Annotated in this window: 21 protein-coding genes and 2 tRNA genes; 6 read left to right on the top strand and 17 right to left on the bottom strand. The window is 64.1% G+C overall.

What is annotated here, in order from left to right; all coding sequences use genetic code 11:
• Positions 1–7 precede the first annotated feature (7 nt).
• Positions 8–1,168 (top strand): acyl-CoA dehydrogenase family protein, encoded by a 1,161-nt coding sequence (locus KUV26_RS05685; protein ID WP_222507651.1) that lies wholly within the window; start codon positions 8–10, stop codon positions 1,166–1,168.
• Between the two features lies 1 nt (position 1,169).
• Entirely contained in the window at positions 1,170–2,783 is a 1,614-nt protein-coding gene (locus KUV26_RS05680; RefSeq protein ID WP_222507650.1) for an AMP-binding protein, read from the top strand.
• Positions 2,784–2,923: 140 nt separating this feature from the next.
• Here KUV26_RS05680 and KUV26_RS05675 read toward each other — a convergent pair.
• Positions 2,924–2,997: transfer RNA gene (locus tag KUV26_RS05675), tRNA-Cys, on the bottom strand.
• Positions 2,998–3,102: 105 nt separating this feature from the next.
• Positions 3,103–3,816, bottom strand: a complete 714-nt coding sequence (locus tag KUV26_RS05670) for a CbiX/SirB N-terminal domain-containing protein (protein ID WP_222507649.1) — start codon at positions 3,814–3,816, stop codon at positions 3,103–3,105.
• A 176-nt stretch (positions 3,817–3,992) separates the two neighbouring features.
• On the opposite strand from KUV26_RS05670, the gene KUV26_RS05665 reads away from it, so the two are divergent.
• The 4 genes from KUV26_RS05665 (at position 3,993) to KUV26_RS05650 (ending at position 9,203) form a co-directional block, all read left to right on the top strand.
• Positions 3,993–4,066: transfer RNA gene (locus KUV26_RS05665), tRNA-Gly, on the top strand.
• A 167-nt stretch (positions 4,067–4,233) separates the two neighbouring features.
• Positions 4,234–6,033: an ABC transporter transmembrane domain-containing protein gene (locus KUV26_RS05660; protein ID WP_222507648.1), complete on the top strand. Its 1,800-nt coding sequence runs from the start codon at positions 4,234–4,236 to the stop codon at positions 6,031–6,033.
• Positions 6,034–6,267: 234 nt separating this feature from the next.
• A complete protein-coding gene (locus KUV26_RS05655; protein ID WP_222507647.1) occupies positions 6,268–8,157 on the top strand; it encodes an acyl-CoA synthetase in 1,890 nt (629 codons plus the stop codon).
• A gap of 119 nt (positions 8,158–8,276) precedes the next feature.
• Positions 8,277–9,203 carry an alpha/beta hydrolase gene (locus KUV26_RS05650; protein WP_222507646.1) on the top strand — a complete coding sequence of 309 codons (927 nt, stop codon included), beginning with the start codon at positions 8,277–8,279 and terminating at the stop codon, positions 9,201–9,203.
• A gap of 6 nt (positions 9,204–9,209) precedes the next feature.
• Here the strand turns inward: KUV26_RS05650 and KUV26_RS05645 are convergent, their stop codons facing one another.
• From KUV26_RS05645 to KUV26_RS05575, 15 genes are all read right to left on the bottom strand, one after another.
• A complete protein-coding gene (locus KUV26_RS05645; protein WP_222507645.1) occupies positions 9,210–9,767 on the bottom strand; it encodes a DUF4453 domain-containing protein in 558 nt (185 codons plus the stop codon).
• A 65-nt stretch (positions 9,768–9,832) separates the two neighbouring features.
• Positions 9,833–10,669 carry an alkaline phosphatase family protein gene (locus KUV26_RS05640; RefSeq protein ID WP_222502740.1) on the bottom strand — a complete coding sequence of 279 codons (837 nt, stop codon included), beginning with the start codon at positions 10,667–10,669 and terminating at the stop codon, positions 9,833–9,835.
• 144 nt (positions 10,670–10,813) lie between these two features.
• Positions 10,814–11,638 carry a DUF2182 domain-containing protein gene (locus KUV26_RS05635; RefSeq protein WP_222507644.1) on the bottom strand — a complete coding sequence of 275 codons (825 nt, stop codon included), beginning with the start codon at positions 11,636–11,638 and terminating at the stop codon, positions 10,814–10,816.
• Positions 11,639–11,644: 6 nt separating this feature from the next.
• Positions 11,645–12,286 (bottom strand): DUF1326 domain-containing protein, encoded by a 642-nt coding sequence (locus tag KUV26_RS05630; protein ID WP_222507643.1) that lies wholly within the window; start codon positions 12,284–12,286, stop codon positions 11,645–11,647.
• A 217-nt stretch (positions 12,287–12,503) separates the two neighbouring features.
• Entirely contained in the window at positions 12,504–14,141 is a 1,638-nt protein-coding gene (locus KUV26_RS05625; RefSeq protein WP_222507642.1) for an ABC transporter ATP-binding protein, read from the bottom strand.
• Positions 14,138–14,953 carry an ABC transporter permease gene (locus tag KUV26_RS05620; protein WP_222502744.1) on the bottom strand — a complete coding sequence of 272 codons (816 nt, stop codon included), beginning with the start codon at positions 14,951–14,953 and terminating at the stop codon, positions 14,138–14,140. The genes KUV26_RS05625 and KUV26_RS05620 overlap by 4 nt, the downstream gene beginning before the upstream one ends.
• Complete coding sequence (locus KUV26_RS05615) at positions 14,950–15,906, bottom strand: ABC transporter permease (RefSeq protein WP_222502745.1); 957 nt, start codon at positions 15,904–15,906, stop codon at positions 14,950–14,952. The genes KUV26_RS05620 and KUV26_RS05615 overlap by 4 nt, the downstream gene beginning before the upstream one ends.
• Before the next feature lies 1 nt (position 15,907).
• Entirely contained in the window at positions 15,908–17,491 is a 1,584-nt protein-coding gene (locus tag KUV26_RS05610) for an ABC transporter substrate-binding protein (RefSeq protein ID WP_222502746.1), read from the bottom strand.
• A gap of 136 nt (positions 17,492–17,627) precedes the next feature.
• Complete coding sequence (locus KUV26_RS05605) at positions 17,628–17,882, bottom strand: hypothetical protein (RefSeq protein ID WP_222507641.1); 255 nt, start codon at positions 17,880–17,882, stop codon at positions 17,628–17,630.
• A 37-nt stretch (positions 17,883–17,919) separates the two neighbouring features.
• Positions 17,920–18,366: a D-aminoacyl-tRNA deacylase gene (gene dtd / locus KUV26_RS05600; protein WP_222502747.1), complete on the bottom strand. Its 447-nt coding sequence runs from the start codon at positions 18,364–18,366 to the stop codon at positions 17,920–17,922.
• Positions 18,367–18,458: 92 nt separating this feature from the next.
• A complete protein-coding gene (locus tag KUV26_RS05595) occupies positions 18,459–19,586 on the bottom strand; it encodes a TFIIB-type zinc finger domain-containing protein (protein WP_222507640.1) in 1,128 nt (375 codons plus the stop codon).
• Between the two features lie 73 nt (positions 19,587–19,659).
• Positions 19,660–20,838, bottom strand: a complete 1,179-nt coding sequence (locus KUV26_RS05590) for an SPFH domain-containing protein (RefSeq protein WP_222507639.1) — start codon at positions 20,836–20,838, stop codon at positions 19,660–19,662.
• Positions 20,839–20,863: 25 nt separating this feature from the next.
• Positions 20,864–21,796, bottom strand: a complete 933-nt coding sequence (locus KUV26_RS05585; RefSeq protein ID WP_409996939.1) for a DUF2927 domain-containing protein — start codon at positions 21,794–21,796, stop codon at positions 20,864–20,866.
• 14 nt (positions 21,797–21,810) lie between these two features.
• Positions 21,811–23,001, bottom strand: coding sequence for a toxic anion resistance protein (locus tag KUV26_RS05580; protein ID WP_222507638.1), 1,191 nt, complete (start codon positions 22,999–23,001; stop codon positions 21,811–21,813).
• Between the two features lie 18 nt (positions 23,002–23,019).
• Positions 23,020–23,913: a 5-bromo-4-chloroindolyl phosphate hydrolysis family protein gene (locus KUV26_RS05575; RefSeq protein WP_222507637.1), complete on the bottom strand. Its 894-nt coding sequence runs from the start codon at positions 23,911–23,913 to the stop codon at positions 23,020–23,022.
• Between the last annotated feature and the right edge of the window lie 91 nt (positions 23,914–24,004).

Raw genomic sequence — 24,004 nt, 5'->3', positions numbered from 1 at the left:
GACGCGGATGGCGGACAAGAGCTTTCTAACCTGGCCGTTCTTTGAAGACCGGCACCGTGCCTTGGCGGCGGAGCTGGACGATTGGGCCGGGGCGTATCTGGCGGGGATCGATCATTCCGACACGGATGCGGCCTGCCGCTCGCTGGTGGCGGCGCTGGGCGCGGCGGGTTGGACCCGGCACAGCGGGGCAGAAGCCGGCGAGCAGCTGGATGTGCGCACGCTGTGCCTGATCCGCGAGACGCTGGCGCGCCATGACGGGCTGGCCGATTTTGCCTTTGCCATGCAGGGGCTGGGCACCGGCGCAATTTCACTGTTCGGCACGCCGGAGCAGCAGACGGAATGGTTGCCGCTGACCAGGGCGGGCAAGGCAATCTCGGCCTTCGCGCTGACGGAGCCGCAGTCGGGGTCGGATGTGGCCAATTCGACCATGACCGCCACGCTGGACGGCGAGTCTTACGTGCTGAACGGCGAGAAGACCTGGATTTCCAACGGCGGAATTGCAGATGTCTACACGCTCTTTGCCCGCACGGGTGAAGCGCCGGGCGCCAGGGGGTTGAGCACCTTTGTGGTGCCTGCGGGCCTGCCGGGGTTCGAGGTGGTCGAGCGTCAGCAGGTGATCGCGCCGCATCCCTTGGCGACCTTGCGCTTTACCGACTGCCGCATTCCGAAATCCGCCCTGCTGGGCCAGCCTGGCGCGGGCTTCAAGATCGCCATGTCGGTGCTTGATGTGTTCCGCTCCACCGTGGCGGCGGCGGCACTGGGCTTTGCCCGCCGCGCGCTGGATGAAGCGCTGGAGCGGGTCACCACCCGGCAGGTGCAGGGTGCGCCCCTGTTCGACTTGCAGATGGTGCAGGGCCATATTGCGGAAATGGCGCTGGATGTGGACGCCTCGGCGCTGCTGGTCTACCGCGCCGCCTGGGCCAAGGACACCGGCGCTGCGCGGGTGACGCGCGAGGCGGCGATGGCCAAGCTGTTTTCCACCGATCAGGCGCAGCAGGTCATCGACAAGGCTGTGCAGCTGCATGGCGGCGACGGGGTGCGCTCGGGCCAGAAGGTGGAGGAGCTCTACCGCGATATCCGTGCGCTGCGCATTTACGAGGGTGCATCAGACGTGCAGCGGGTGGTGATCGCGCGCCAAGCGCTGGCCGCCTTTCAGGGAGGGAATTAAGATGCTGGGACCGACAGCGCATGCGGATACGTTCACCCGCGACAACCTGCCGCCGGCGGAGCAATGGCCGGAGTTCCTGCTCGAGGGGTTCGACTATCCCGAATACCTGAATGCTGCGGTCGAGCTGACCGATGCGATGGTGGAAAAAGGCTTTGGCGATCGCACCGCGCTGATCGGCAATGGCCGCTACCGCACCTACAAGGAACTGGCCGACTGGACCAACCGGCTGGCGCATGTGCTGACCGAGGATCTGGGCGTGAAGCCCGGCAACCGGGTGCTGATCCGCTCGGCCAACAACCCGGCGATGGTGGCCTGCTGGCTGGCCGCGACCAAGGCGGGTGCGGTGGTGGTCAACACCATGCCGATGCTGCGCCGGGGCGAGCTGGCCAAGATCGTCGACAAGGCGGAAATCTCCCACGCGCTGTGCGACACCCGGCTGAAGGATGAACTGGTGGCCTGCGCCAAGGACTCGAAGTTCCTGAACACGGTTGTGGGCTTTGACGGCACCTCCAACCACGATGCGGAGCTGGACAGGCTGGCGCTGGAAAAACCGGTGACCTATGAGGCGGTGAAGACTGGCCGGGACGATGTGGCGCTGCTGGGGTTCACTTCCGGCACCACCGGTTCCCCCAAGGCGACGATGCATTTCCACCGCGACCTGCTTATCATCGCCGACGGTTATGCGCGTGAGGTGCTTGACGTGCAGCCGGAGGACGTGTTTGTCGGCTCGCCGCCCCTGGCCTTCACCTTCGGCCTCGGCGGGCTAGCGGTTTTTCCGTTGCGGTTCGGCGCGGCGGCCACGCTGCTGGAAAGCGCCACACCGCCGAACCTGATCGAGATCATCGAGAAATACAAGGCAACCGTCTGTTTCACCGCGCCGACCGCCTACCGGGTGATGTTGCGCGCGATGGAGGAGGGGGCGGATCTGTCCTCGCTCAGGGCGGCGGTATCGGCCGGGGAGACATTGCCCGCGCCGGTGTACCAGGAGTGGATCGAAAAGACCGGCAAGCCGATGCTGGACGGCATCGGTGCGACGGAGATGCTGCATATCTTCATCACCAACCGCTTCAGCGACCACCGGCCCGCCTGCACCGGCAAGCCGGTGGGGGGCTACGAGGTGAAGGTTCTGGACGCTGAAGGCGGCGAGGCGCCGCGCGGTGAGGTCGGGCGCCTGGCGGTGAAGGGTCCGACCGGCTGCCGCTACCTGTCGGACGCTCGGCAGGGGGATTACGTCAAGGACGGCTGGAACATCACCGGCGACAGCTTCATCCAGGACGCGGACGGCTATCTGCATTTTGCTGCCCGCAACGACGACATGATCGTCTCGGCCGGCTACAACATTGCCGGGCCGGAGGTGGAGGCGGCGCTGCTGGCGCATGAGGCGGTGGCGGAATGCGCCGTGGTGGGCGCCCCGGACGAGGCCCGCGGCGAGATCGTGCAGGCGCATGTGGTGCTGGCCGGAAGCTACGAGCCGTCGGCGGCGCTGGTCAAGCTGTTGCAGGACCATGTGAAAGGGGTGATCGCCCCCTACAAATACCCGCGTTCCGTGGTGTTTGCACAAGCGCTGCCGAAGACAGAGACAGGCAAGATCCAGCGGTTCCGGCTGAAAGGGTAAAGGAGCCGGCCGCAGCTGGCCGGAACAATCAGCCGGCGGCGCTTTCTCCGGGCAGAACGAGCAGTCCGGAGGCCCCGCTGGATGGGCCTGTGGGGTAGCGCCAGGCATCTGGTGTCGGGCAGTGTTTCAGCTGGGAAACATGGAGGCGAGTACCGGAATCGAACCGGTGTACACGGATTTGCAATCCGCTGCGTCACCACTCCGCCAACTCGCCATCCGTGGTGTAAGGCGTGATTAATCACATGCCCGGTGCCGGCGCAAGAGGCCAAATGCTTTTGCCTGGGTTAATTTTCGTTTTTCGCCTTGGGCAAAATTAATGCTACCCGGCGGCGTCCTGATCAAGGCTTGCCGCGCGGATGGCCGCGGCGATGAGTGCCGGGGCGCCGGGCAGGGCGCCGGCGACCGGCAGCACAATGCCGCTGAAGCAGGCGGCCTCCAATGCTTCCGGCAGGTCCTGTTTCACATGGTCGCCGGCCTGGGCGAAAAAGGGCAGGCAGACCGACTGTGCGGGCAGTGAGGCGGCGGCGGTTTTGATCCGCGGGTCTTGTTCGACGTAGCCCAGCGACAAAGTGCAGCCCGGCAAAAGCGGTCTGAGCCTGGCGGCGAAGTCCTCCGCTGCCTCGGCGGCCCGCGGGCCGCGGGCGGAACCGTGGGCCGCCAGCATCAGATTGAGGGCGCCCAACGTCCAGCCCCGGTCTGCCGCCGCCCGGCGCACGGCGTTTGCGGCAACTTCCGGCAGTCCGCTGGCCAGGCCGAACGGGGTGGCCAACCGGCAGTGCCGGCCTTGAAGGCGGGCGGGCAGCACCGTGCCGGTGAAATAGCCGCGCGACATGAAAAACGGATAGACCACCGCGCCGTCCTCCATCATCGCCTCCAGGCGGCCGGCGGCTGCGAGGGTGGCGGAGCGGACGTCCCAGCCGGGAAGAAATGCAGCAACGGCTGCCGCCGTCGCAGCCAGATCCGCCTCTGCCGGGGCAGGGGCCGAGGGCTGGCCGTGGGCGGTGATGACAACGGTTTGAGGGTTTCGGGTCACGGCGGTTTCTTCCGGTGTTCTGAGCAGGCGGCGGGGCGGAGGGATTGCGCTGTTATTTGGGGGGCTTGGCGGGGCTTTCGCAAGGGGCGCGCTGAATTTTCCGCCGCTGCAAAGGCAAACGAAAACAAGGTGGTTGACCTTCCCCGGCGCTTCACCTAAATCAGCAAATGTCCTGAGCGGGTATGGTGAAATGGTATCATAAGAGCCTTCCAAGCTTAAGGTGCGGGTTCGATTCCCGCTACCCGCTCCAGACCTTCCCAGCACGCTTGAGTGATACCCTGTGACGCAGTGCGCGGCTGTTTTCAGGCGCTTTTTGAAACTGCTCAGCGCTTGACGCGCCGGACCTGCGGGGCCATGAACCTTGGCAAATGCGCGGGGTTTCAAGTCCCGCCAGACCAATGTGCAGAAGGATCCGGAATGGCGCGGAGACAAGCGGCCCCGAATGCGGAGCAAGAGCGGGAGAAATCCCGGAAGATTGGCGTGCTGTCAGCGCTTTGGCCGTTCATGCAGCCTTACCGCCTGCTCATGCTGGCTGCCACCTGTGCGCTGGTGCTGACGGCGGGTCTGTCGCTGACGCTGCCCTTGGCAGTGCGCCGGGTGGTGGACAATTTCCGGGTCTCTGATTCCGAACTCTTGAACCTCTATTTCAGCGGTGCGCTGGTGATTGCCGCTTTGCTGGCGGTGGGCACCGGCGTGCGCTATGCGCTGGTGACGCGGCTGGGCGAGCGGGTGGTGGCCGATATCCGCAAGGCGGTGTTCGACCGGGTGATCGGCATGAGCCCGGAGTTTTACGAGCGCATCATGACCGGCGAGGTGCTGAGCCGGATCACCACCGACACCACGCTGATCCAGTCGGTACTGGGCTCTTCGGTGTCGATTGCGCTGCGCAACCTGCTGATTTTCCTGGGCGGCATGGTGCTGATGCTGCTGACCTCGGCGAAGCTGACGATGATGGTGCTGCTGATCGTGCCTGCGGTCATTGTGCCGATCCTGGTGCTGGGCCGCCGCCTGCGCGCCATCAGCAAGGAGAACCAGGACTGGATCGCCGCTTCTTCCGGCAACGCGGGCGAGGCGCTGGGGGCGGTGCAGACCGTGCAGGCTTTCACCCATGAAGCCGCCAGCCGGCTGAAGTTTTCCGAGCTGACGGAAACCTCCTATGACGTGTCCCGCCGCCGCATTCAGACCAGGGCCTACATGACGGTGATCGTCATCTTCCTGGTGTTTTCGGGCATCGTGGGCGTGTTGTGGATGGGTGCCAATGATGTGCGCGCGGGCGTCATGACCGAAGGCACGCTGATTCAGTTCGTGATCTATGCGGTGCTGGTGGCGGGATCGGTCGCGGCGCTGTCGGAAATCTGGAGCGAGCTGCAGCGGGCCGCCGGGGCCACCGAGCGGCTGGTGGAGCTGCTGAACGCCAAGGATACAGTGCTGGATCCGGTTGCCGCGCAGGTTCTGCCGACGCCGGTCAAGGGCGAGATTGCGTTTGAAAATGTCTCCTTCCGCTACCCCGCGCGTCCGGATGTCTCGGCGCTGGATGATGTATCGCTGACGGTGAAACCGGGGGAAACCGTGGCCTTTGTCGGCCCCTCCGGCGCGGGCAAGACCACTATCATCCAGATGCTGCAGCGGTTCTATGACCCCAGTCAAGGCGAGGTGAAGCTGGACGGCGTGGCGCTGACCCGGCTGCAGCGCGATGAGTTCCGCCGCCATATCGCGCTGGTGCCGCAGGATCCGGTGATCTTTGCCGCCTCGGCACGCGAGAACATCCGTTTCGGCCGCCCCGAGGCCTCGGACGCTGAAGTGGAGGCTGCAGCAGCGGCCGCTGCCGCGCATGATTTCATCTCGAAGCTGCCGGACGGCTATGACAGCTTTGTCGGCGAACGGGGCGTGATGCTGTCGGGCGGTCAGAAACAGCGGATCGCGATTGCCCGCGCCATCCTGCGCGACGCTCCGGTGCTGCTGCTGGACGAGGCGACCTCGGCGCTCGATGCTGAGAGCGAACGCCTGGTGCAGGCCGCGGTGGATGAGCTGAGCCAGGGCCGGACCACGCTGATCGTGGCGCACCGTTTGGCCACCGTGAAGAAGGCCGACCGCATCGTGGTGATGGACCACGGGCGGATTGTGGCCACCGGCACCCATGATGAGCTGGTGGCGCAGGGCGGGCTGTATGCGCGCCTGGCCAAGCTGCAGTTCACCGAAGGGCTGGCGGCGGAATAAGCGCCGCAATCAGGAAACATCAGCCGCCCCGGACCCTGTCCGGGGCGTTTTTGCGACGAAATCGCCAATGAACCGCAAATTGGCGCCACGTCACGTCCCAAGCTGCCTTGGCGTGACCCTGTCCTGACGCTTGCGCAATCATGCGATTGCAATACTCTGGGCAAAAAAAACGGAGACACACTCCGTGCAGCGGCCGCACAGCGGCCGTGCACCGGAGGAACGGGGAGGAGATTTATGGGTTTTTCGGGAATCGCGGACCGCGATGCGCTGCAGAATGAAATGCCGTATGAGGCACGGGATCTGCCGGCCACATTATACGGGTTGCTGACGCGCACTGCGGACAAGTTTCCAAACAGCAACGCGGTCAGTTATCAGATCTTTTCCGGGCCCCAGGACAAGGCGGAAACGCTGACTTGGAGCACGCTGAAGGATCAGGTGAGCCAGGCGGCCAACATGTTCCGCAAACTGGGAATCGGCGAGAAAGACGTGGTGGCCTATGTGCTGCCCAATTGCACCGAGGCGCTGGTGACCATGATGGGCGGCGCGGTGGCGGGGATCGTGAACCCGATCAACCCGCTGCTGGAGCCGGAGCAGATCGCCTCCATCCTGCGGGAGACCCAGGCAAAAGTTGTGGTGACGCTGCGGCCTTTTCCGAAGACCGACGTGGCGCAGAAGGTGGCGGAAGCGGTGCGCCATGCGCCCGGCGTGAACACGGTGCTGGAGGTGGACCTGAACCGCTATCTGACGCCGCCGAAATCCTGGATCGTGCCGCTGGTCCGGCCCAAGATGGACGCCCGGCCGAGCCATGCGGACTACCTGAGCTTCACCAAGGAAATGGCGAAACAGCCCAAGACGCTGAGCTTTGCCGACAGCGCCGGCGACCGGGTGGCGTGCTTTTTCCACACCGGCGGCACCACAGGCATGCCCAAGGTGGCGCAGCACAAGTATTCCGGGCTGATCTACAACGGCTGGCTCGGCAGCACGCTGCTGTTCACCGAAGAAGACAACATCATCTGCCCGCTGCCGCTGTTCCATGTATTTGCGGTGCATGTGATCGTGATGGCGGCGGTGGCCTCCGGCGCGCATGTGGTGTTCCCGACGCCGCAGGGCTATCGCGGGGAAGGGGTTTTCGACAATTTCTGGAAGCTGATCGAGCGCTGGAAAATTACTTTCATCATCACCGTGCCGACAGCGGTTTCGGCGCTGATGCAGCGGCCGGTGGATGCGGATATCTCAACCGTTAAGACCGCCTTCTCCGGTTCGGCGCCGATGCCGATGGAGCTGTTCAAGCGGTTCGAAAGCGCGTCGGGTGTGACCATCGTCGAGGGCTACGGCCTGACCGAGGCCACCTGCCTGGTCTCCTGCAACCCGCCGGGCGGCGACAAGAAAGTCGGCTCGGTCGGTATTCCGCTGCCCTACACGGACGTGCGGATCGTCAAGCAGACCAACGACGGAGCGCTGGAATGCGCGCGTGATGAGGTGGGGGAGATTTGCGTGTCGAACCCCGGCGTTTACGCCGGCAATACATACACCGAAGCCGACAAAAACGTGGACCTCTACTATCAGGGGAAATACCTGCGCACCGGCGATCTGGGCCGGATCGACGAGGACGGCTACCTGTGGATCACCGGCCGCGCCAAGGACCTGATCATCCGCGGCGGCCACAACATCGACCCGGCAGAGATCGAGGAGGCGCTGCTGGGGCATGATGCGGTGGCCTTTGCCGGCGCCATCGGCCAGCCGGATGCTCATTCCGGCGAGCTGCCCTGCGCCTTTGTGGAACTGGTCGACGGCGCCACTGTCAGCGAGGCGGAGCTGCTGGAATACTGTAAGACCCACGTGCACGAGCGGGCCGCAATTCCCAAGCATCTGACGGTGCTGGACCAGCTGCCGAAAACCGCAGTGGGCAAGGTGTTCAAGCCGGACCTGCGCAAGCTGGCGATCACCCGTGTCTACAACGGCGCGCTGGAACAGGCAGGCGTGGCCGCGCGCGTTGTCAGCGTGCTTGACGACAAGAAGCGCGGCCTGGTCGCGCAGGTCGCGGCCAACGGAAGTTCGGACGCGGAGATCGGTGCGGTTCTGAACAATTTCACCCGGCCCTGGGAGCCCGCGGCGGCGGCATGAACCTGCCGGAAAGAGTGAAATAAATGGCGCCCTTCGGGGCGCTTTTTCTTTCAGGCATTCCATTTGCGGGAAACTGTGCCTAGGCTCTCGGGGACAGAGGCGTGCAGGGAGGCCCGCGGATGGATTACGAACGGCTGATAGACGAGGAGACCTGGGACTTCATCCAGAAGACCGGGGAGCTTTATCCTGATGATGCCGTTGACATGACCATCGAGGAACAGCGCCGCATATACAACGCCATGGCACGGGAATTCAGGGTGCCGCGGCCGGATGTGGTGTCGGTCGAGGACCTTTCGGCAAACGGTGTGCCGGTGCGGGTCTATACCGCCGGCGACCCGACCCGCACGGTGCTGTTCTGTCACGGCGGCGGCTTTGTAGTCGGCGGGCTGGACAGCCACGACGATGTCTGCGCCGAGATCTGCGCCCAGACCGGCTACCGCGTGGTGGCGGCGGATTACCGGCTGGCGCCGGAGCACAAGCACCCGGCCGCATTCGAGGATGCCTGGGTGGTTCTGGGCTGGGTGGAGGCCGGTTACGGCAAGGGGATTGTCCTGATGGGCGACAGCGCCGGTGCCAACTTGTGCGCTGCCGTGGCCCATCATGCGCGCGGCCGCTGCGAGTCGATTCTGGGCCAGGTGCTGATCTACGGCGCCTTTGGCGGCGATGTGAACCAGGGGTCCTATGTCGAGCACGCGCAGGCGCCGATGCTGACCCGCGCCGACCTGCTGTATTACATGGACATCCGCACTGAAGGAGAGGCGCCAAAGGATGACCCGCTGTTCGCACCGCTGGCGGACAGCGATTTTTCCGGCTTGCCCCCGACAGTGCTGGTGACGGCGGATTGCGATCCGGTCCGCGACGACTCGCGCGATTACCGGGACCGGATCGTGGAGGCCGGCGGCAGGGCGCATTGGATCAACGAGCCCGGCTTGATTCACGGCTACCTGCGCGCGCGTCACACCGTGGGCCGGGCACGCGACAGTTTCGAGCGGATTTCAGTTGCCGTGGAAGCGCTGGGGCAGGGGATCTGGCCCTACGACGAGTAGGCCCCGCTAACCGGCATAATCCTGGCACTGCTCCTGATACCGCGAAGTGTCCAGCCAGCCGCCGCTGGTGACGCTCCAGTCAGGGCCGGAAGTGGTGACATAGGTCCAGCTGCCCACCGGGACATGCGAATAGCTGACATAATCGCCGGGACCGATCTGTCCGATCAGGGGCGCCTCGGGCCTGTGGCCGGCCCGCAGCCCCATGACGGGGCCCAGCCAGCCCAGGCAGGCGCTTTCGAATTCATCGCGCACCGGCAGATCCCACAGCTGATAGCGCAGGAACAGGTCGTCGAGATCCAGACGGGTCTGCTTGTTGTTCACCCGGCAGCCGAAGCGGCCCTCCATTTGCCTAACCTCGGCTACGAGACGTTCCGCTTGCGGCGGCAGCGACACGGATTTGCCGGTGCAGTCCCGGTTGTCGAATACAGATTGCCCCAAGGGGGAGGCGAAGCAGTATCCGGCGCGGTCGATCACAGCGTTCCGGGTGAACCACAGGTCATGGCAGGCATCGCTGGCCAGCGCCGGGGCGGCCAGCAGGGAGAACACGGCAACAAGGGATTTCATGGCGAATTCCTGACATCTGAAAGCGGCGGCTGCAGGCCATCCTAGCACACTGCCGCCGCTGCAGGTCATTGCAGGAACGGGTCGGCCTTCATGGTTTCAGCAACCGGCGCGCCCAGCCGCGTGAGGATGGTGGGGGCCAGCTGCCTTTGGTCGATCACGGTGTCATGATCCGGGCCATCGGCCTCGCCGAAGTAATAAAGCGCGGTTTCCTGCTGCAGCGGGCTGCGGCCGCCGTGGTGGCCGCGCTCATCCTGGCCGTGGTCGGCGGTGACGATCACTTCGTATCCCAGGTCGCGCCAGCGGGTGATGAAGGGGGCCAGCATCTCGTCCATGACGAAACACGCGTGGTCCATTTCCTGGCAGTCGTGGAAATAGCGGTGGCCCATGCTGTCCAGCGTGCAGGTGTGCAGCATGCCGTAGTCCAGCCCGAACCGCAGGCAGAGATTGGTCAGGGTGCCGAACAGGTCGACATCCGACGGGGTCATCTGGTTGTCCTTGCCGTAACCGGTCATGGTGTGGAACCGGCCGTGGTTGATGGTTTTACTCTCCGGCTCGTCATATTCGATGTCGCGGACGTAATCGAACGGGTGGCGGTTGAAGAAGGAGGACCAGTAGCTGTGCGCGACGGCACCGGTGACGCCGCCCGCCTCCCGGACCTGGCTGAACACATCCTTTTCCTTCAGCCGGAACACGTTGGCATTGCCGGTGCTGCCATGAACGGCCGGCGCGACGCCGGTGTGGATCGAGGCATAGCAGCTGGCGGAAATAGACGGCAGCACGCTGCGCAGTTTCCAGACGCGGGCATCGCCGCTGTCGACCCAGCCCTCCAGGTTGCCGAACAGGCGGCGGAAGTTGCGCCACGGCACGCCGTCCAGAATGATGAGCAGGAGTTTGTTGTCCATTTGCCGAATCCTTTTGCCTTGCGGGGGCTTCGATGCCCCATCTTCATGTCGGTTTCTTGAATTGCCATTCAAAAAACGGCGGATCGGCGGGAAACCGGCATTTTCGGGAAGAGGGCGCAGGCCAACCGGCACCTGGCCGCGGTATCAGAACGCGGTTGCCAGCACATAGCTGCCAGCCAGGCAGAGCAGAACCCCTGCGGCAGCGGTGAAGAGCTTTGGATGGGGAAAGGTCTTTTCGGCAAGAATGAACAGCGCCAGCCCGGCAATCCAGTAGAGGTTCATGATCCCGCCGGCAAACAGCAGCAGCATGAGAGCCCAGCAGCAGCCGAGGCAAAAGGTGCCGTGGTGGGCGCCCATCAGTACAGCACCAGCCAAGCCTGTGCGGTTATGCGCGGTCAAAAAATGAACCGGCATACGGCAATGGGAGAGGCAGGCGTGCTTGTAGGGGGTAAACTGATAGGCGCCCGCCGCCAGCAGCAACGCACCACCTAAGGCACGGCTGCTGAGCGACATCATGGGGCCGTTTGACAGGCCCATGGTTTCCAGCCACCACTGCAGGGCGGTGGCGGTTGCAGAAAAGAAAGCCCAGGCCAGCAGGTAGCCGCTGAGGAACAGCAGGCTGAGCAGCGGCGCTTTGGCCGGTTGGGATCCCGCCTTTTTGATAGCGCTGAACAGGAGCAGAACAGGCGCGGCGCTGGGGGTCATCATCGCAATCATCATCACCCACCACATCAGGAAGATCAGACCGGCATTGCCTGCGGTCCAGGGCGTGCCTGCCCCCATCTCCATAGGTTCGCCGATCGGGCGGGTCATCCGGGTCATCTCGACCGCGGTCATGTTCATGCCTGCGCCCATAACGGTGTAGAGCGCGCTCAACAGCACGATGAAGGCCACAGCGCCCAGCACCACCGCCTGGTCATTGCGGGCCAGGCGTTCAGCCGGTCCGGGAATATGCTGCGGCTGCGCCATGTCGGGTCAGGCCGCCCGCTCGATGCCTTTGCCGGTCAGATGCAGTTCGGCAACATGGGCGTGGGTTCCGCTGTTCTTGTCCAGGCTGATGGCTGAGCCGGGAGTCCGGGTCGTGCCCCGGCATACGGAGGCCTCGGAGTATTCAAATCCATTAGGCAGTTTTATCTGAACCGAATGGGGCGCTCCGGAGACGATATGCGCAATGGGTTCCACCCTGGTTTCGCCGATACCGTCTGCCTTGCCGTGGCCAATTCCGGTTTCCTCATCAAAATTCAGTGACACCGGCGCGCTGAGTGTGTCGTGCCTGGTGCTGCACATGGCGTTGAAGACAAAGAACATCGTGGCAAACTCATCGGTGTCCTGACCGGTCATGATCGCTTCGAGGGCGGATTTCTGCTCTGCCGTGGCACGTTCGTCGATGATAATCTGCATCTCGCCGTTGCCTTCATGGATGGGGCCGGGCCATTTGTAGATTGCCGCGGCAAGCAGGCCGTCCAGTTTCGTGTCCCCGTAATGTCCGGAATCAATGCGGAATGTCAGCATAGCTTCGCAGGTGCCGTCATTGGGAAGCTGCGAGAACTGGCAAGGGCAGCCGGGAACGCAGTTGCAATTGGCTATCTCAAATCCGTGAATTGCCCAGTCTGTCATGGCAGATCCTCCCCTCAGCTGCAGTCAATACGAAACTGCCCGGTGAATCGGGTTGGCTTGCCTCAAAGATCAGCCGCGCTCAGTGTCTTTTCTGTTATTTGCAGCTGGTGCCGCTGCATTCTCCCTGATCCCGGTAAAATATCACAAAACCAAGCCGAATTAAAAAAGAAAAAGCCCCCGCTGACCAGCAGCGGGGGCTTTGCAGCCTTTGATGGAATCAGTTTCCGGCGCTTTCCATCTTGCGGTGAGCGATCACTTCTTCCAGCCAGCCAAGCTTCATTTCCGGCACCGAACTCAGCAGCAGGTCGGTGTAATCGTCGAACGGCGGGCTCAGCACCTTGGACTTGCCGCCGTACCGCTGCACCTTTCCCTGGTACATCACCGCGATGTTGTCGGAGATGGCGCGCACGGTCGCCAGATCGTGGGTGATGAACAGATAGGCCACATCCTCGATCTTCTGCAGATCCAGCAGCAGCTTCAGAATGCCGTCCGCCACCAGCGGGTCCAGCGCCGAGGTGACCTCGTCGCAGATGATCATCTTGGGCTTGGCCGCCAGCGAGCGGGCAATGCAGACGCGCTGCTTCTGGCCGCCGGACAGCTCCGCCGGGTAGCGGTCGATGAACTTTTCGCCGAGCTCGATTTCGTCCAGCAGTTCGATGATCCGCTTCTTCTTCTCGGCGCCGCGCATGCCGAAGTAGAACTCCAGAGGGCGGCCGATGATGGTGCCGACGGTCTGGCGCGGGTTCATCGCCACGTCTGCCATCTGGTAGATCATCTGCAGCTCGCGCAGGTCCTCGCGGCTGCGGCCCTTGAGGTCGGGCGACAGCTTTCGGCCGGCAAATTCGATCTCGCCCTCGCGCGGCGGCAACAGGCCGGTGATCACGCGGGCGAGGGTGGACTTGCCGGAGCCGGATTCACCCACCACGGCCAGAGTCTGGCCGGGGTACAGATCGACGTTCACATTGTGCAGCACGTCGAACTGGGTGCCCTTGTAGCGCGCGGTGATGTTGCGCACGCTCAGCACCGGCTCCGCGGTGGGGGCCTTTTCCTCATGCTCGATGGAGCGGACCGAGACCAGCGCCTTGGTGTACTCCTCCTGCGGGTTGTTGATGATCTGATCGACATGGCCGTATTCGACCGTATTGCCCATCTTCAGAACCATGATGTCGTCGCTTACCTGCGCCACCACCGCGAGGTCGTGGGTGATGTAGAGCGCGGCTACGCCGGTGTCGCGGATGGCTTCCTTGATCGCCATCAGCACGTCGATCTGGGTGGTCACGTCGAGCGCGGTTGTCGGCTCGTCGAACACCACCAGATCCGGCTCCGGGCACAGCGCCAGCGCGGTCATGCAGCGCTGCAGCTGGCCGCCCGACACCTGGTGCGGGTAACGCTCGCCGATGTTGTCCGGGTCCGGCAGGCCCAGCTTGGCAAATAGGGCACGGGCGCGGGCCTCGGCTTCCTTGCGGGAGAACTTCTTCTGTTCCACCGCGGCCTCGACCACCTGGTCCATGATCTTCTTGGCGGGGTTGAAGGAGGCGGCGGCGGATTGCGACACATAGGTCACCTCGGCGCCGCGCAGGCGGCGGATGTCCTTGTGGCCGCCCTTCAGGATGTCGCGGCCGTTGACCCATACCTCGCCGCCGGTGATCTTCACGCCGCCGCGGCCATAGGCCATGGACGCGAGCCCAATGGTGGATTTGCCGGCCCCGGATTCACCGATCAGCCCCAGCACCTTGCCGGGCGCGAGGTCAAAGCTGACTCCGTGCACGATTTCGATGTCGCGGGGCTTTTCCCCCGGCGGGTAGATGGTCGCGCCGATTTTCAGGTCGCGGACTTTCAACAGGGTATCGCTCATCCGCGGCCTCCTTTCAGCGATGTGGTCCGGTTCAGCACCCAGTCGGCCACCAGGTTCACCGAGATCGCCAGGGTGGCGATGGCAAAGGCCGGGATCAGCGCTGCAGGAATGCCGTAGACGATGCCTTCCTTGTTCTCCTTCACGATGCCGCCCCAGTCGGCCTCAGGCGGCTGCACGCCCAGGCCCAGGAAGGACAGGGTGGAGACAAACAGAACCGCAAAGATGAAGCGCAGGCCCATCTCCGCGATCAGCGGCGACAGCGCGTTGGGCAGGATCTCACGGAAGATGATCCAGGCGGTCTTCTCGCCGCGCAGGCGGGCCGCCTCGACGTAATCCATGACCTCAATGTCGACGGCGACGGCACGCGCCAGGCGGTAGACGCGGGTGGCGTCCAGCAAGCCCATCACCAGGATCAGCATCGGAATGGTGACCGGCGCAACCGACAGCACCACCAGGGCGAAGATCAGCGTCGGGATCGACATCACCAGATCAACAAAACGCGACAGGGCCTGGTCGATCCAGCCGCCCATCACCGCGGCAAAGAAGCCGAGGACGGACCCGAGGGTGAAGGACAACACGGTCGCCGCCGTGGCAATGAAGATAGTGGTGCGGCCGCCGTAGATCATCCGGCTGAGGAGGTCGCGGCCGATGTTGTCGGTGCCCAGCAGGTAGTCTGCGCTGGAGGGCTCCCACACGTCGCCGACGATTTCGCCAACGCCGTAGGGCGCCAGCAGCGGTGCAAAGATGGCGCCGAGGAAATAGAGCGCGGTGAAGAACAGCCCGATGGCTGCGGAAATGGGGATATTCTTCATTTCGGATGCCTCAGGCGCGGGTTCGACAGGATGGCGACAATATCGGCAATCATGTTGAGGCCGATATAGACAGCGGCAAAGATAAGGCCGCAGGCCTGCACCACAGGCACGTCACGCTTGGACACATGGTCGACCAGATACTGACCCATGCCGGGGTAGACAAAGACCACCTCGATCACCACGACGCCGACCACCAGATAGGCGAGGTTCAGCATCACCACATTGACGATCGGCGCAATCGCGTTCGGGAACGCATGGCGGTAAATCACCTGGAAGGCGTTGAGGCCCTTCAGTTCGGCGGTTTCGATATAGGCCGATTGCATCACGTTCAGGATCGCAGCGCGGGTCATCCGCATCATATGCGCCAGCACCACCAGGGTCAGCACCGCAATCGGCAGGGCGATGGCGTTCAGCTTTTCAAACAGGCTCATGCTGTCGTTGATCATTGCCACCGACGGGAACCAGCGCAGTTGCACCGCGATGAAATACATCAGCACGTAGCCGATCAGGAATTCGGGGATCGAGATCGAGGCCAGGGTGACGGCCGAGATCATCTTGTCGGGCCAGCGGTCCTTGAAGCGGACGGCGAGGAGGCCCAGGAAGATCGCCAGCGGAACCGCGACCACGGCAGCCCAGAAGGCGAGGAACAGGGTGTTCCAGAACCGGCTGCTGAGAGCCTGGGCAATGTCCTGGCCGCTGGTCAGCGCGGTGCCAAGATCGCCCTGCATGGCGCCGAAGAGCCAAGCAAAATAGCGTTCGACGGGAGGATCGTTGACGCCCAGTTCAGCCCTCAGGTTGGCCAGAGCCTCCGGCGTTGCTGACTGCCCCAGAATCGATTGGGCGACGTCACCCGGCAGCACGATGGTGCCGGCGAAAATCACGATTGAGATGAGCAACAAAAGAAGGAGGCTCAGCGCAATGCGCTGAGCCAGAAGTTTTACGATCGGAGACATATTAGGCTTTGACCCACAGCTTGCTGGCCGCGTAGCCGTTCATCAGAACCTGGCCCGGGATGCCTTCGACAAAGCCGTCGACTTTGTCGGTGGTCGCCTCGACGAAGTCATTGAACATCGGACAGATCAGGCCGCCTTCGTCACGCAGGATGGTCGACATGTCGGCATACATCTGCGTCCGCTTGGCAACGTCCAGTTCGCCGCGCGCGGCCACCAGCATCTGGTCGAACTGATCGTTCTTGAAGCGGGTGTCATTCCAGTCCGCGGTCGACAGGTAGGCGGTGGTGAACATCTGGTCCTGGGTCGGGCGGCCGCCCCAGTAGCTGGTGCAGAAGGGCTTGGCGTTCCAGACTTCCGACCAGTAGCCGTCGTTCGGCTCGCGCTTGACGTCCAGCTTGATGCCGGCGCTGTTCAGCGACTGCTGGAACAGGGCCGATGCATCCGGCGCGCCCGGGAAGGAATTGTCCGAAGTGCGCAGCAGGATGGCGCCGTCGTGGCCGGACTTCTTCAGGTGGAACATCGCTTTGTCGGGATCAAATTCACGCTGCTCCAACTCGGTGTACATCGGGTAGGAGGCGTTGATCGGGGTGTCGTTGCCGACAGTGCCGTAGCCGTTCAGGATCTTGTCGACCATCTCCTGGCGGTTGATGCCGTATTTTAGCGCCATGCGCAGGTCGTTGTTGTCGAACGGCGCGGTGTCGCAGTGCATGATGAACACGTAATGGCCGGCCGCCGAGGTCGAGTGCACGGTGATGTTCGGCGCGCGGTCCACCAGTTTTGCGGTCCGCGGCGGCACCCGGTCGATCACGTCCACCTGGCCGGACTGCAGCGCGGCAACACGGGCGGTGTCGTCGTTGATGACGATGATCTCGACGGTATCCGCGTTGCCCAGGTCGCCCCAGTAGTTGGGGTTCTTCTCGGCCACGAAGCGCACGCCCATGTCGGAGGATTTCATGATGTAGGGGCCGGTGCCGATGGCTGCCGCCGGATCGTCATTGCCGCCGTTGGGCTGGATGATCAAGTGGTAGTCCGCCAGCAGATAGGGCAGGTCGGCGTTCGGGCTGTCGAGTTCGAAGACAACGCTGTCGCCATCCGCGCGCACGTCCTTGATGCCGCGCATGATGCCCAGGGCGCCCGATTTGGTGTCCTCGCCGCTGTGGCGCTCCATGGTTTTGACCACGTCATCAGCGGTGACGTTCTGGCCGTTCGAATAGGTTACACCGGAGCGCAGCTTGAAGGTCCAGGTCTTGGCGTCGGCCGAAGCTTCGTAGCTTTCGGCCAGTTTGCCCTCGATGCCGCCGTCGTCAGCCAGTTCAACCAGCGTTTCGCCCCACAGGCGGGTGACCATCAGGCCGACGGTGTTGGTGACCAGTGCCGGGTCCAGGCTGTCGGTGGTGGAGCCGCCCTGCAGGCCCAGGCGGATGGTGCCGCCCTTCTGCGGGCCGGCGGCCTTGGCGGCGCTGGACAGCAGCAGGTTTGCGGAGACTGCGGTAAAGCCCAGTGCGGCGGCCTTGCCCAGGAAGTCACGGCGCGACAGTTTGCCTGCCGCGGCCTGGCTGGCCAGATACTGCATATGTCGGTTCATTGAGTTCTCCCGATTGGTTGCGGTGCTGACGGCACCTGTTTTTTTGATTGGCGATTTAAGATTTGCGTATTTACCGCTAACTCGCAAGAGTTATTAGTGTAACGCGGAGGAAGCCTCCCGCACAGGCAGGTGCGCCTCAATTTGCGGGTGTCGCCTTTCTTGAACGAGGTGCCGTTTTTGCGATTTGCAGGCCATGTAAAACCAAAAAAACGCGGGAATGCGACAGGAAATATTGATGCGGAGGAATGACGGTTTTTTTATGAATCCGCCGCGCGGGTCCGGGCCGCTGCCCGGCAAAGCGGCAGAATCGGTGCTTTCCGGCACAAAAACGGCCTTTGCGGCGTAATCGGGATTGAGCACCGCCGCTGCCAGGCACCGTCACCCGGTCCATTTGCGGCAGGCTTCCCCTGCCGTCCGGGCCAGGGAATTCAGGCTTGTTCAGTGTCCATCCAGATGGTCACGGGCCCGTCATTCAGTAGCCTGACTTTCATGTCGGCGCCAAACCGTCCTTTTGCGATTTTCAAACCCAGCGCAGTCAGCTGGTCTGCAAAATACCCGTAAAGCCGCTCGCCCTCGGCCGGGGCTGCGGCACCGGAAAAGCCGGGGCGGTTGCCGCGCCGGGTGTCAGCGGCCAGGGTGAACTGGCTGACCACCAGCACGCTGCCGCCGGTATCGAGCACCGAACGGTTCATCTTGCCGGCGCCGTCCTTAAAGATGCGGAGCTTGGAAATCTTGGCGGCCAGCTGGTCTGCCTGCGCCTCGCTGTCGCCTGCCATGGCACAGACCAGGACCAGCAGCCCGTGGCCGATTTCGCCGGTGACCTCGCCATCAACCGTGACAGAGGCCTCGCTGACCCGTTGAATAAGTGCGCGCATGTCTGCTCCCGTATTTGATCCGTACCGGCCGGCCGTTTTCGTGCCGGCCGTCCTTCCCGGGCGCAACCGCCGCTGTCGCCCGGGGCACGCTGCTACTGCTGGCTGGCCGCCAGGGCAATGCCAGCCCCCACCGCGAGGGCCAGCAGCAGGGCAAAGGCAATCTTCCAGACTGAGTAGGGCCGCTCGCCCTGCACCCGGCCGGACTGGCCGTTGACCACGAAACGGTAAGTCTTGCCGCGGTATTTATAGGCGGCCAGCCACACCGGCAGCAGGATGTGCTTGAAGGTCACCTCTGAGGCTCTGGTGTCAATACGGGCGATCTGCTGGCGGTCGCCGCCGATGTCGAACCTCACGTCGCGCTCGATGACCCGGTCCATTTTCTGTCCGGCCTCGGCAAAGCCCTCTTCCAGATCAACGGTGTAGGCTTCGGCCCGGAAGCCCGCCAGGTACTGCGGCTGATAGGGCTCCAGCTGCGACAGATCCCAGGGCTCCAAAGCTTCGGTATAACGTTGCGGCAGGCTTTTCGACCCCAGCACCAGCACGTCATCGAAGAACCGCTGCACCCGGCCTGAAACCGGCGTCCAGCGCACTTTGGCCACTTGCCGGGTCCGGGTCTTGCCGTCCTGCTGGAAGGTTTCGGTCACGTAATAGACGGTGCCGCGCTGGCCGGTGTAGCTGCTGCGGGTCTGGGCGTCATAGGTCCAGTAGGGCACGTAGATGCCCTGCATCCGCCGCCCCTTGCGGGCATATTGTTTGAGCCCGCCCGGCGCGAACCACAAAGCTCCCAGCCAGTCGGTCATCGCCTTGTGTGCGGCGCGTTCCTCCACAGCAAATGGCAGCACCCCTTTGGGTTTGATGTGCCGGTTTTCGCCGGTGCCCGTCACAACCGGGGTGGCGCAGAACGGGCATTCCTTGGCGTGGGTGTCCGGGTCGAATTCCACCTGCGCGGCGCAGTTGGGGCAGGTGGAGACGCGGGTGATCTCGATCTCCGCCTTCGGCAGCTGTTCGGCCGCTGCGGCGCGGAAATCCAGCTCCTGCAGGGCAGTGCCTCTCCAGGGTCCGCTGCGCACCTCTTCGCGGTGGCCGCAATGACCGCAGATCAGCGCCCCGGCCGCCGGGTCAAACCGGTAATCGGCACCGCAATTGGGGCAGGGGAAGCGGTGGGTTTCTTCTGCTGCGGAGGGCACAGCTTCAGCGGGCGGCGGCGGAGGAGACGTCACGGGAAAGGGAACCTGTCGGGCAGTGTCGGTCTGGGGGGCGGTGCGGGCAGCGGCCGGCTGCCCCGGGGCGGTGTCACCCGGCCGGCGGCGGGGGAGGCGGGGGCGGCGGAAGGATGGTGAACAACTGCGCCAGTTCTGTGACCTCGCCCGCACGTTTCCAGCCGTCCTGGCCCGGTGTCCAGACATGGGTGTCGCGGGTCAGTGTGCCGTCCTGCGCCATCCGGCCCATCCGCGCCTTGGAGAACGGGCCGGAGGTCTGCCCGTCCACGGCGATGTGCCAGACATGCTCGACAGGCGGCGGTGGCGGCGCCACGGGCGCTGCCGGCTGCGGTGCAGCGGGTTCGGGCCGCGCGCCCCATGGCCCGGACGGCTGACCCGCTGCCTGCGAGGCCGCGCCTCCCTGCAGGGCCTGGCCCATCTGCTGCGCCATCGCGAGCCCCATACCCATTCCCATGCCGGCGCCCATGCCGCTGTTCGGCGTCCGGGCGGCTGCGGTCATCGCCTCGGCGGCGGCGAATTGGGTGTAGCGGCCCAGATCGCCCAGCACGCCCATCTGGGTGCGCTTGTCCATCGCCTCCTCCACCGCGGGCGGCAGCGATATGTTCTCGATGTAAAGTTCCGGCATCATCAGGCCGTATTCCGCCAGTGTGCCGGAAATCTCCGCCGCGACCAGTTTGCCCAAGTCAGCGGTATTGGCGGCCATGTCCAGCACCGGAATGCCGGAGCCTGCAATGACGCGGGAGAATTCCTGCACGATGATGTTGCGGATCTGGAAGGAGATTTCGTCCATGGTGAACGCGCCGTCGGTGCCGACGATTTCGGTCAGGAAGCGGGCGGGGTCCGCCACTTTGATCGTGTAGGTGCCATAGGCGCGGAGCCGCACCGGGCCGAATTCCGGGTCGCGGCAGATGATCGGGTTCTTGGTGCCCCACTTCAGATCGCTGAAGCGGGTGGTGTCGACGAAATAGATCTCGGACTTGAATGGTGACTGAAACCCGTGATCCCAGTGCTGCAGGGTGGTCATGACCGGCATGTTGTTGGTCTCCAGCATGTAGAGACCGGGGGTGAACACATCCGCCAGTTGGCCCTCGTGCACGAACACCGCCGCCTGGCCCTCGCGCACCGTCAGCTTGGCGCCGTATTTGATCTCATGGCCCTCGCGCTCGAACCGCCAGACCATGGTGTCATGGGTGTCGTCGACCCAGTGAATGACATCAATGAATTCGCCTTTGAGAAAATCAAAAATACCCATGTGCCGGTCCTCTTCTATTGGCGGCCTACAGTTCCTGGCCCATCGCCTCGCGGGCGAGAATGCGGATGATGGGGCGGGCCTCCTCGGCGCTCATCCCTATTGTCAGTCTTGGATCATACAGCATCTGCAGCAGTTTTTCGTCAAAGCTGGTGAGCAGTGCGAATTCGTCGTCGTCGTTGAAGATCGAGGGTCGCGCCCGCGGGCTGTCGTTCCTCAGGCCCAGGCCCTGAGCCACTTCCTCATGCACGCAGCTCCTGCGCACCAGGGCCGGGTGTTCGGCGCGGATCAGCGCCACGCCGCGGGTGTAAGACAGCGGATCGCCTTGCGGCCCGCCCGCCACCACCAGGCAGTAATAGCTGCGCGGCGGCGCGGCCAGCAGAGAAAGGTCTCGGGCGCTTATCGCGGGCAGCAGCTCGCGCACGCGCTCCGCCACGAAGGCGCTGTCGTCGAGGCCGGCAAAAATCACGTGAAAATTGGCCCGTCCGCTGACAGTGCTGATGGAATGGCCGGTGATCCGCGCCAGCCGCGCGGCATATTCGGTAACCGTCTCCCGGTCCTGCGCCCGCTGCTCCGTCTGCACCGAGGGGCCGAATTCGGCTGCGATCCTGACCGGGCCGGCCCAGCGGCCAAGCCCGCCGGCAATGCCTGCGCCGCCGTACTCGTCATAGAACGCCAGCGCTTCAAAGCTGCGGGCCAGATCTTCGGCATCGTAGGGCGTGTCCGGCCCGCCGCCATCGGTGCGCAGCAGCCCGCGGGTCAGCAGGTCGCGCTGCAGGGCGTTGTAGTAATAGGCCAGCTGGGCGCTGTCGGCTGAGGGCTTGTAGACCGCCGGCTGCGGCGCCGCGGGGCGGGCTTGCGGTACCAGCGATTCCGCCTGGTCAAAGGGCAGGCAGGCCGTGAGAGCGGCCAGCCCGGTAAGGGCCGCCGCGCTTTTCCAAAGTATCCGGACTGCCTGCACTCCCGCTGCCTTTCTTAACCCGGCACTGCGGTGCCGGCGGTGTCGCCAACCCCGTCGCGCCGCGCCTTGGCGGCGGCCAGCGTGTCGCGCAGCTCTGCTTCCATCTTCTGCAGCTCTTCCTCGGCTGCGGCGCGTTTGGCCTTGCCCTCATCGGCAATCTTGAGGCTGTCCTGAATGGTGCCGATCAGATCCGCATTGGCCTGTTTCACCGCTTCAATGTCAAACACCCCGCGCTCCATCTCCTGGCGGATCATCTCGTTCGACTGGCGCAGGTTTGCGGCGTTCGAGGTCAGCAGTTCGTTGGTGAGGTCATTGGCGTCGCGCACCGCTGCCGCTGCTTGAGCGGAGCGCTGGATGGTCAGCGCCTGCGCCAGCTGGGTCTCCCACAGGGGCACGGTGTTGACCAGGGTCGAGTTGATCTTGGTCACCAGCGATTTGTCGTTCTCCTGCACAAGCCGGATCGAGGGCAGCGACTGCATGGTGACCTGGCGGGTCAGTTTCAGATCATGCACCCGGCGCTCCAGATCGTCGCGGGCGGCGCGCAGGTCGCGCAATTCCTGCGCCTTCATCACCTGGTCGCCCTCGGGGGCAGCCTGAACCTCGGCTTCCTTTGCCGGGATGGCGGTGCCGTCCAGCTCCGCAAGTTTGGCCTCGCCCGCCGCGATGTAGAGTGCGAGTTCATCGTAAAACTGCAGTGTCTTTTCGTAGAGCAGGTCTAGCGACTTGATGTCCTTCAAGAGCGTATGTTCATGGCCCAGCAGGTCGTCGGTGATCCGGTCGATCTGATCTTGCACGCTTTCATACCGCGCGGTGAATTTCACGAACGGCGTTGCCTTGCCCAGAAGCCGTTCCCAGAAGGTCGGTTTGCGGCGGGTGTCGAGTTCGGACACGGAAAAGCCGCGGATCGTGGCCACGATATTACGCAAGCTGTCGCCCGCAGGCCCGACATCCTTGTTGCGCACGTCGGAGAGCATCGCCTGGCTGATGGTTTGCAGCTCCGCCTGCGCGGCAGACCCGAAGTGGATGATCGAATTGGTGTCCGCTATGTCGATCTGGTCCATCCGCTGCCGGATTGCCTGGCTGGTCGGCGCGTCGGCCTGCTCCAGCGGCTGCACTTCGGCCACCGGTTCAGGCAGTTCGATGGCAGTGACCTCAGTGACCAGGGCTTGGGTCTCGGCGGCTTTCTGTTGGATCGCTTCAGACATGAACGGCTTCCTCGCTAATCAGTTCCGGTCCAGATGGACCCCTTCACGCTGCAAACGGTCGCGCAGCACGTCGATTTCAATGGTCAGGTCCGTGCGGTCCTCCACCAGCATCTTGCGGGTGCGCGCGGCAAAATTCTGTTCCAGATCGTCCAGCAGCGCCAGGTAGTCGGCGCGGGCCCGGGTATCCTGGCTGCGGGCATAGATATCGGCGAACTTGACCGTCGCATCGCGGGCGCCTTGCAGATAGACGGTCAGGTACTTGCGGGCGGCGGTCAGGTCGCGCGGGTCTTCCTCCACCGTGCGGAACAGCTCGCGCGCGACCTCCTGGAATTGCTCCACCCGCGCCTCGACCCTGCGGTCGCGGGCGCGCAGGGCGGCGTCCTTCATGACGGCAAGGCTCTGTTCCGCCTCGTCCACGGCGCGGGCCACCCGGGACTGCTGGAAATCGTCGACCCCTTCCACGCCCTTGTCGCGCAGCGGGTCGATGCCGAAGGCGGTAATGTGCAGCCCTGCTGCCGCGGCGCCATAGATGGCAGCAATCAGAATGCCGGGTTCGGCCTTCCACGCCGCCAGCGCCGCGCCGCCGCCCGCCAGCAGGGCGGCCAGGATCTTGCGGGGCAGGGCGGGTTTGCGCGCCACCTTGCGGGCCGCATAGGCGGCCTCGGCCTTCAGCCCCTCGCGCAGCAGAAAGGCGCCGCCGGTCCACAGGCCCGCCGCAATCAGCCCCAGCGCCAGCCCGGTGGCGCCGTCGTTCAGTGACAGCAATGTCAGAATGGCGGGCGGCAGGAACATCAGGTTGGCGCGGATGCCGACTGGGTCTACCTGCGCATTCCGGAAAGACTGCTGCGGTGGCGTGTCCTGCCGCTCGCCGTTGCCGTCCGGGCTGTACTTGCCGCCATACCGCTGCGCCATTAATCAGCCTCCCGCAATCCAGCCGGTGCTGAGGCCCAGCATCAGGATCAATAGGGCGGCAAAGGCAAGTTTCTGCACGCTAGGTCCCCCA

This window comes from Leisingera daeponensis (assembly GCF_019801465.1).
Lineage (GTDB): Bacteria > Pseudomonadota > Alphaproteobacteria > Rhodobacterales > Rhodobacteraceae > Leisingera > Leisingera daeponensis_A.
The sequence above is the reverse complement of the archived record's forward strand: the minus strand, read 5'-3'. Positions and strand labels throughout refer to the sequence as shown.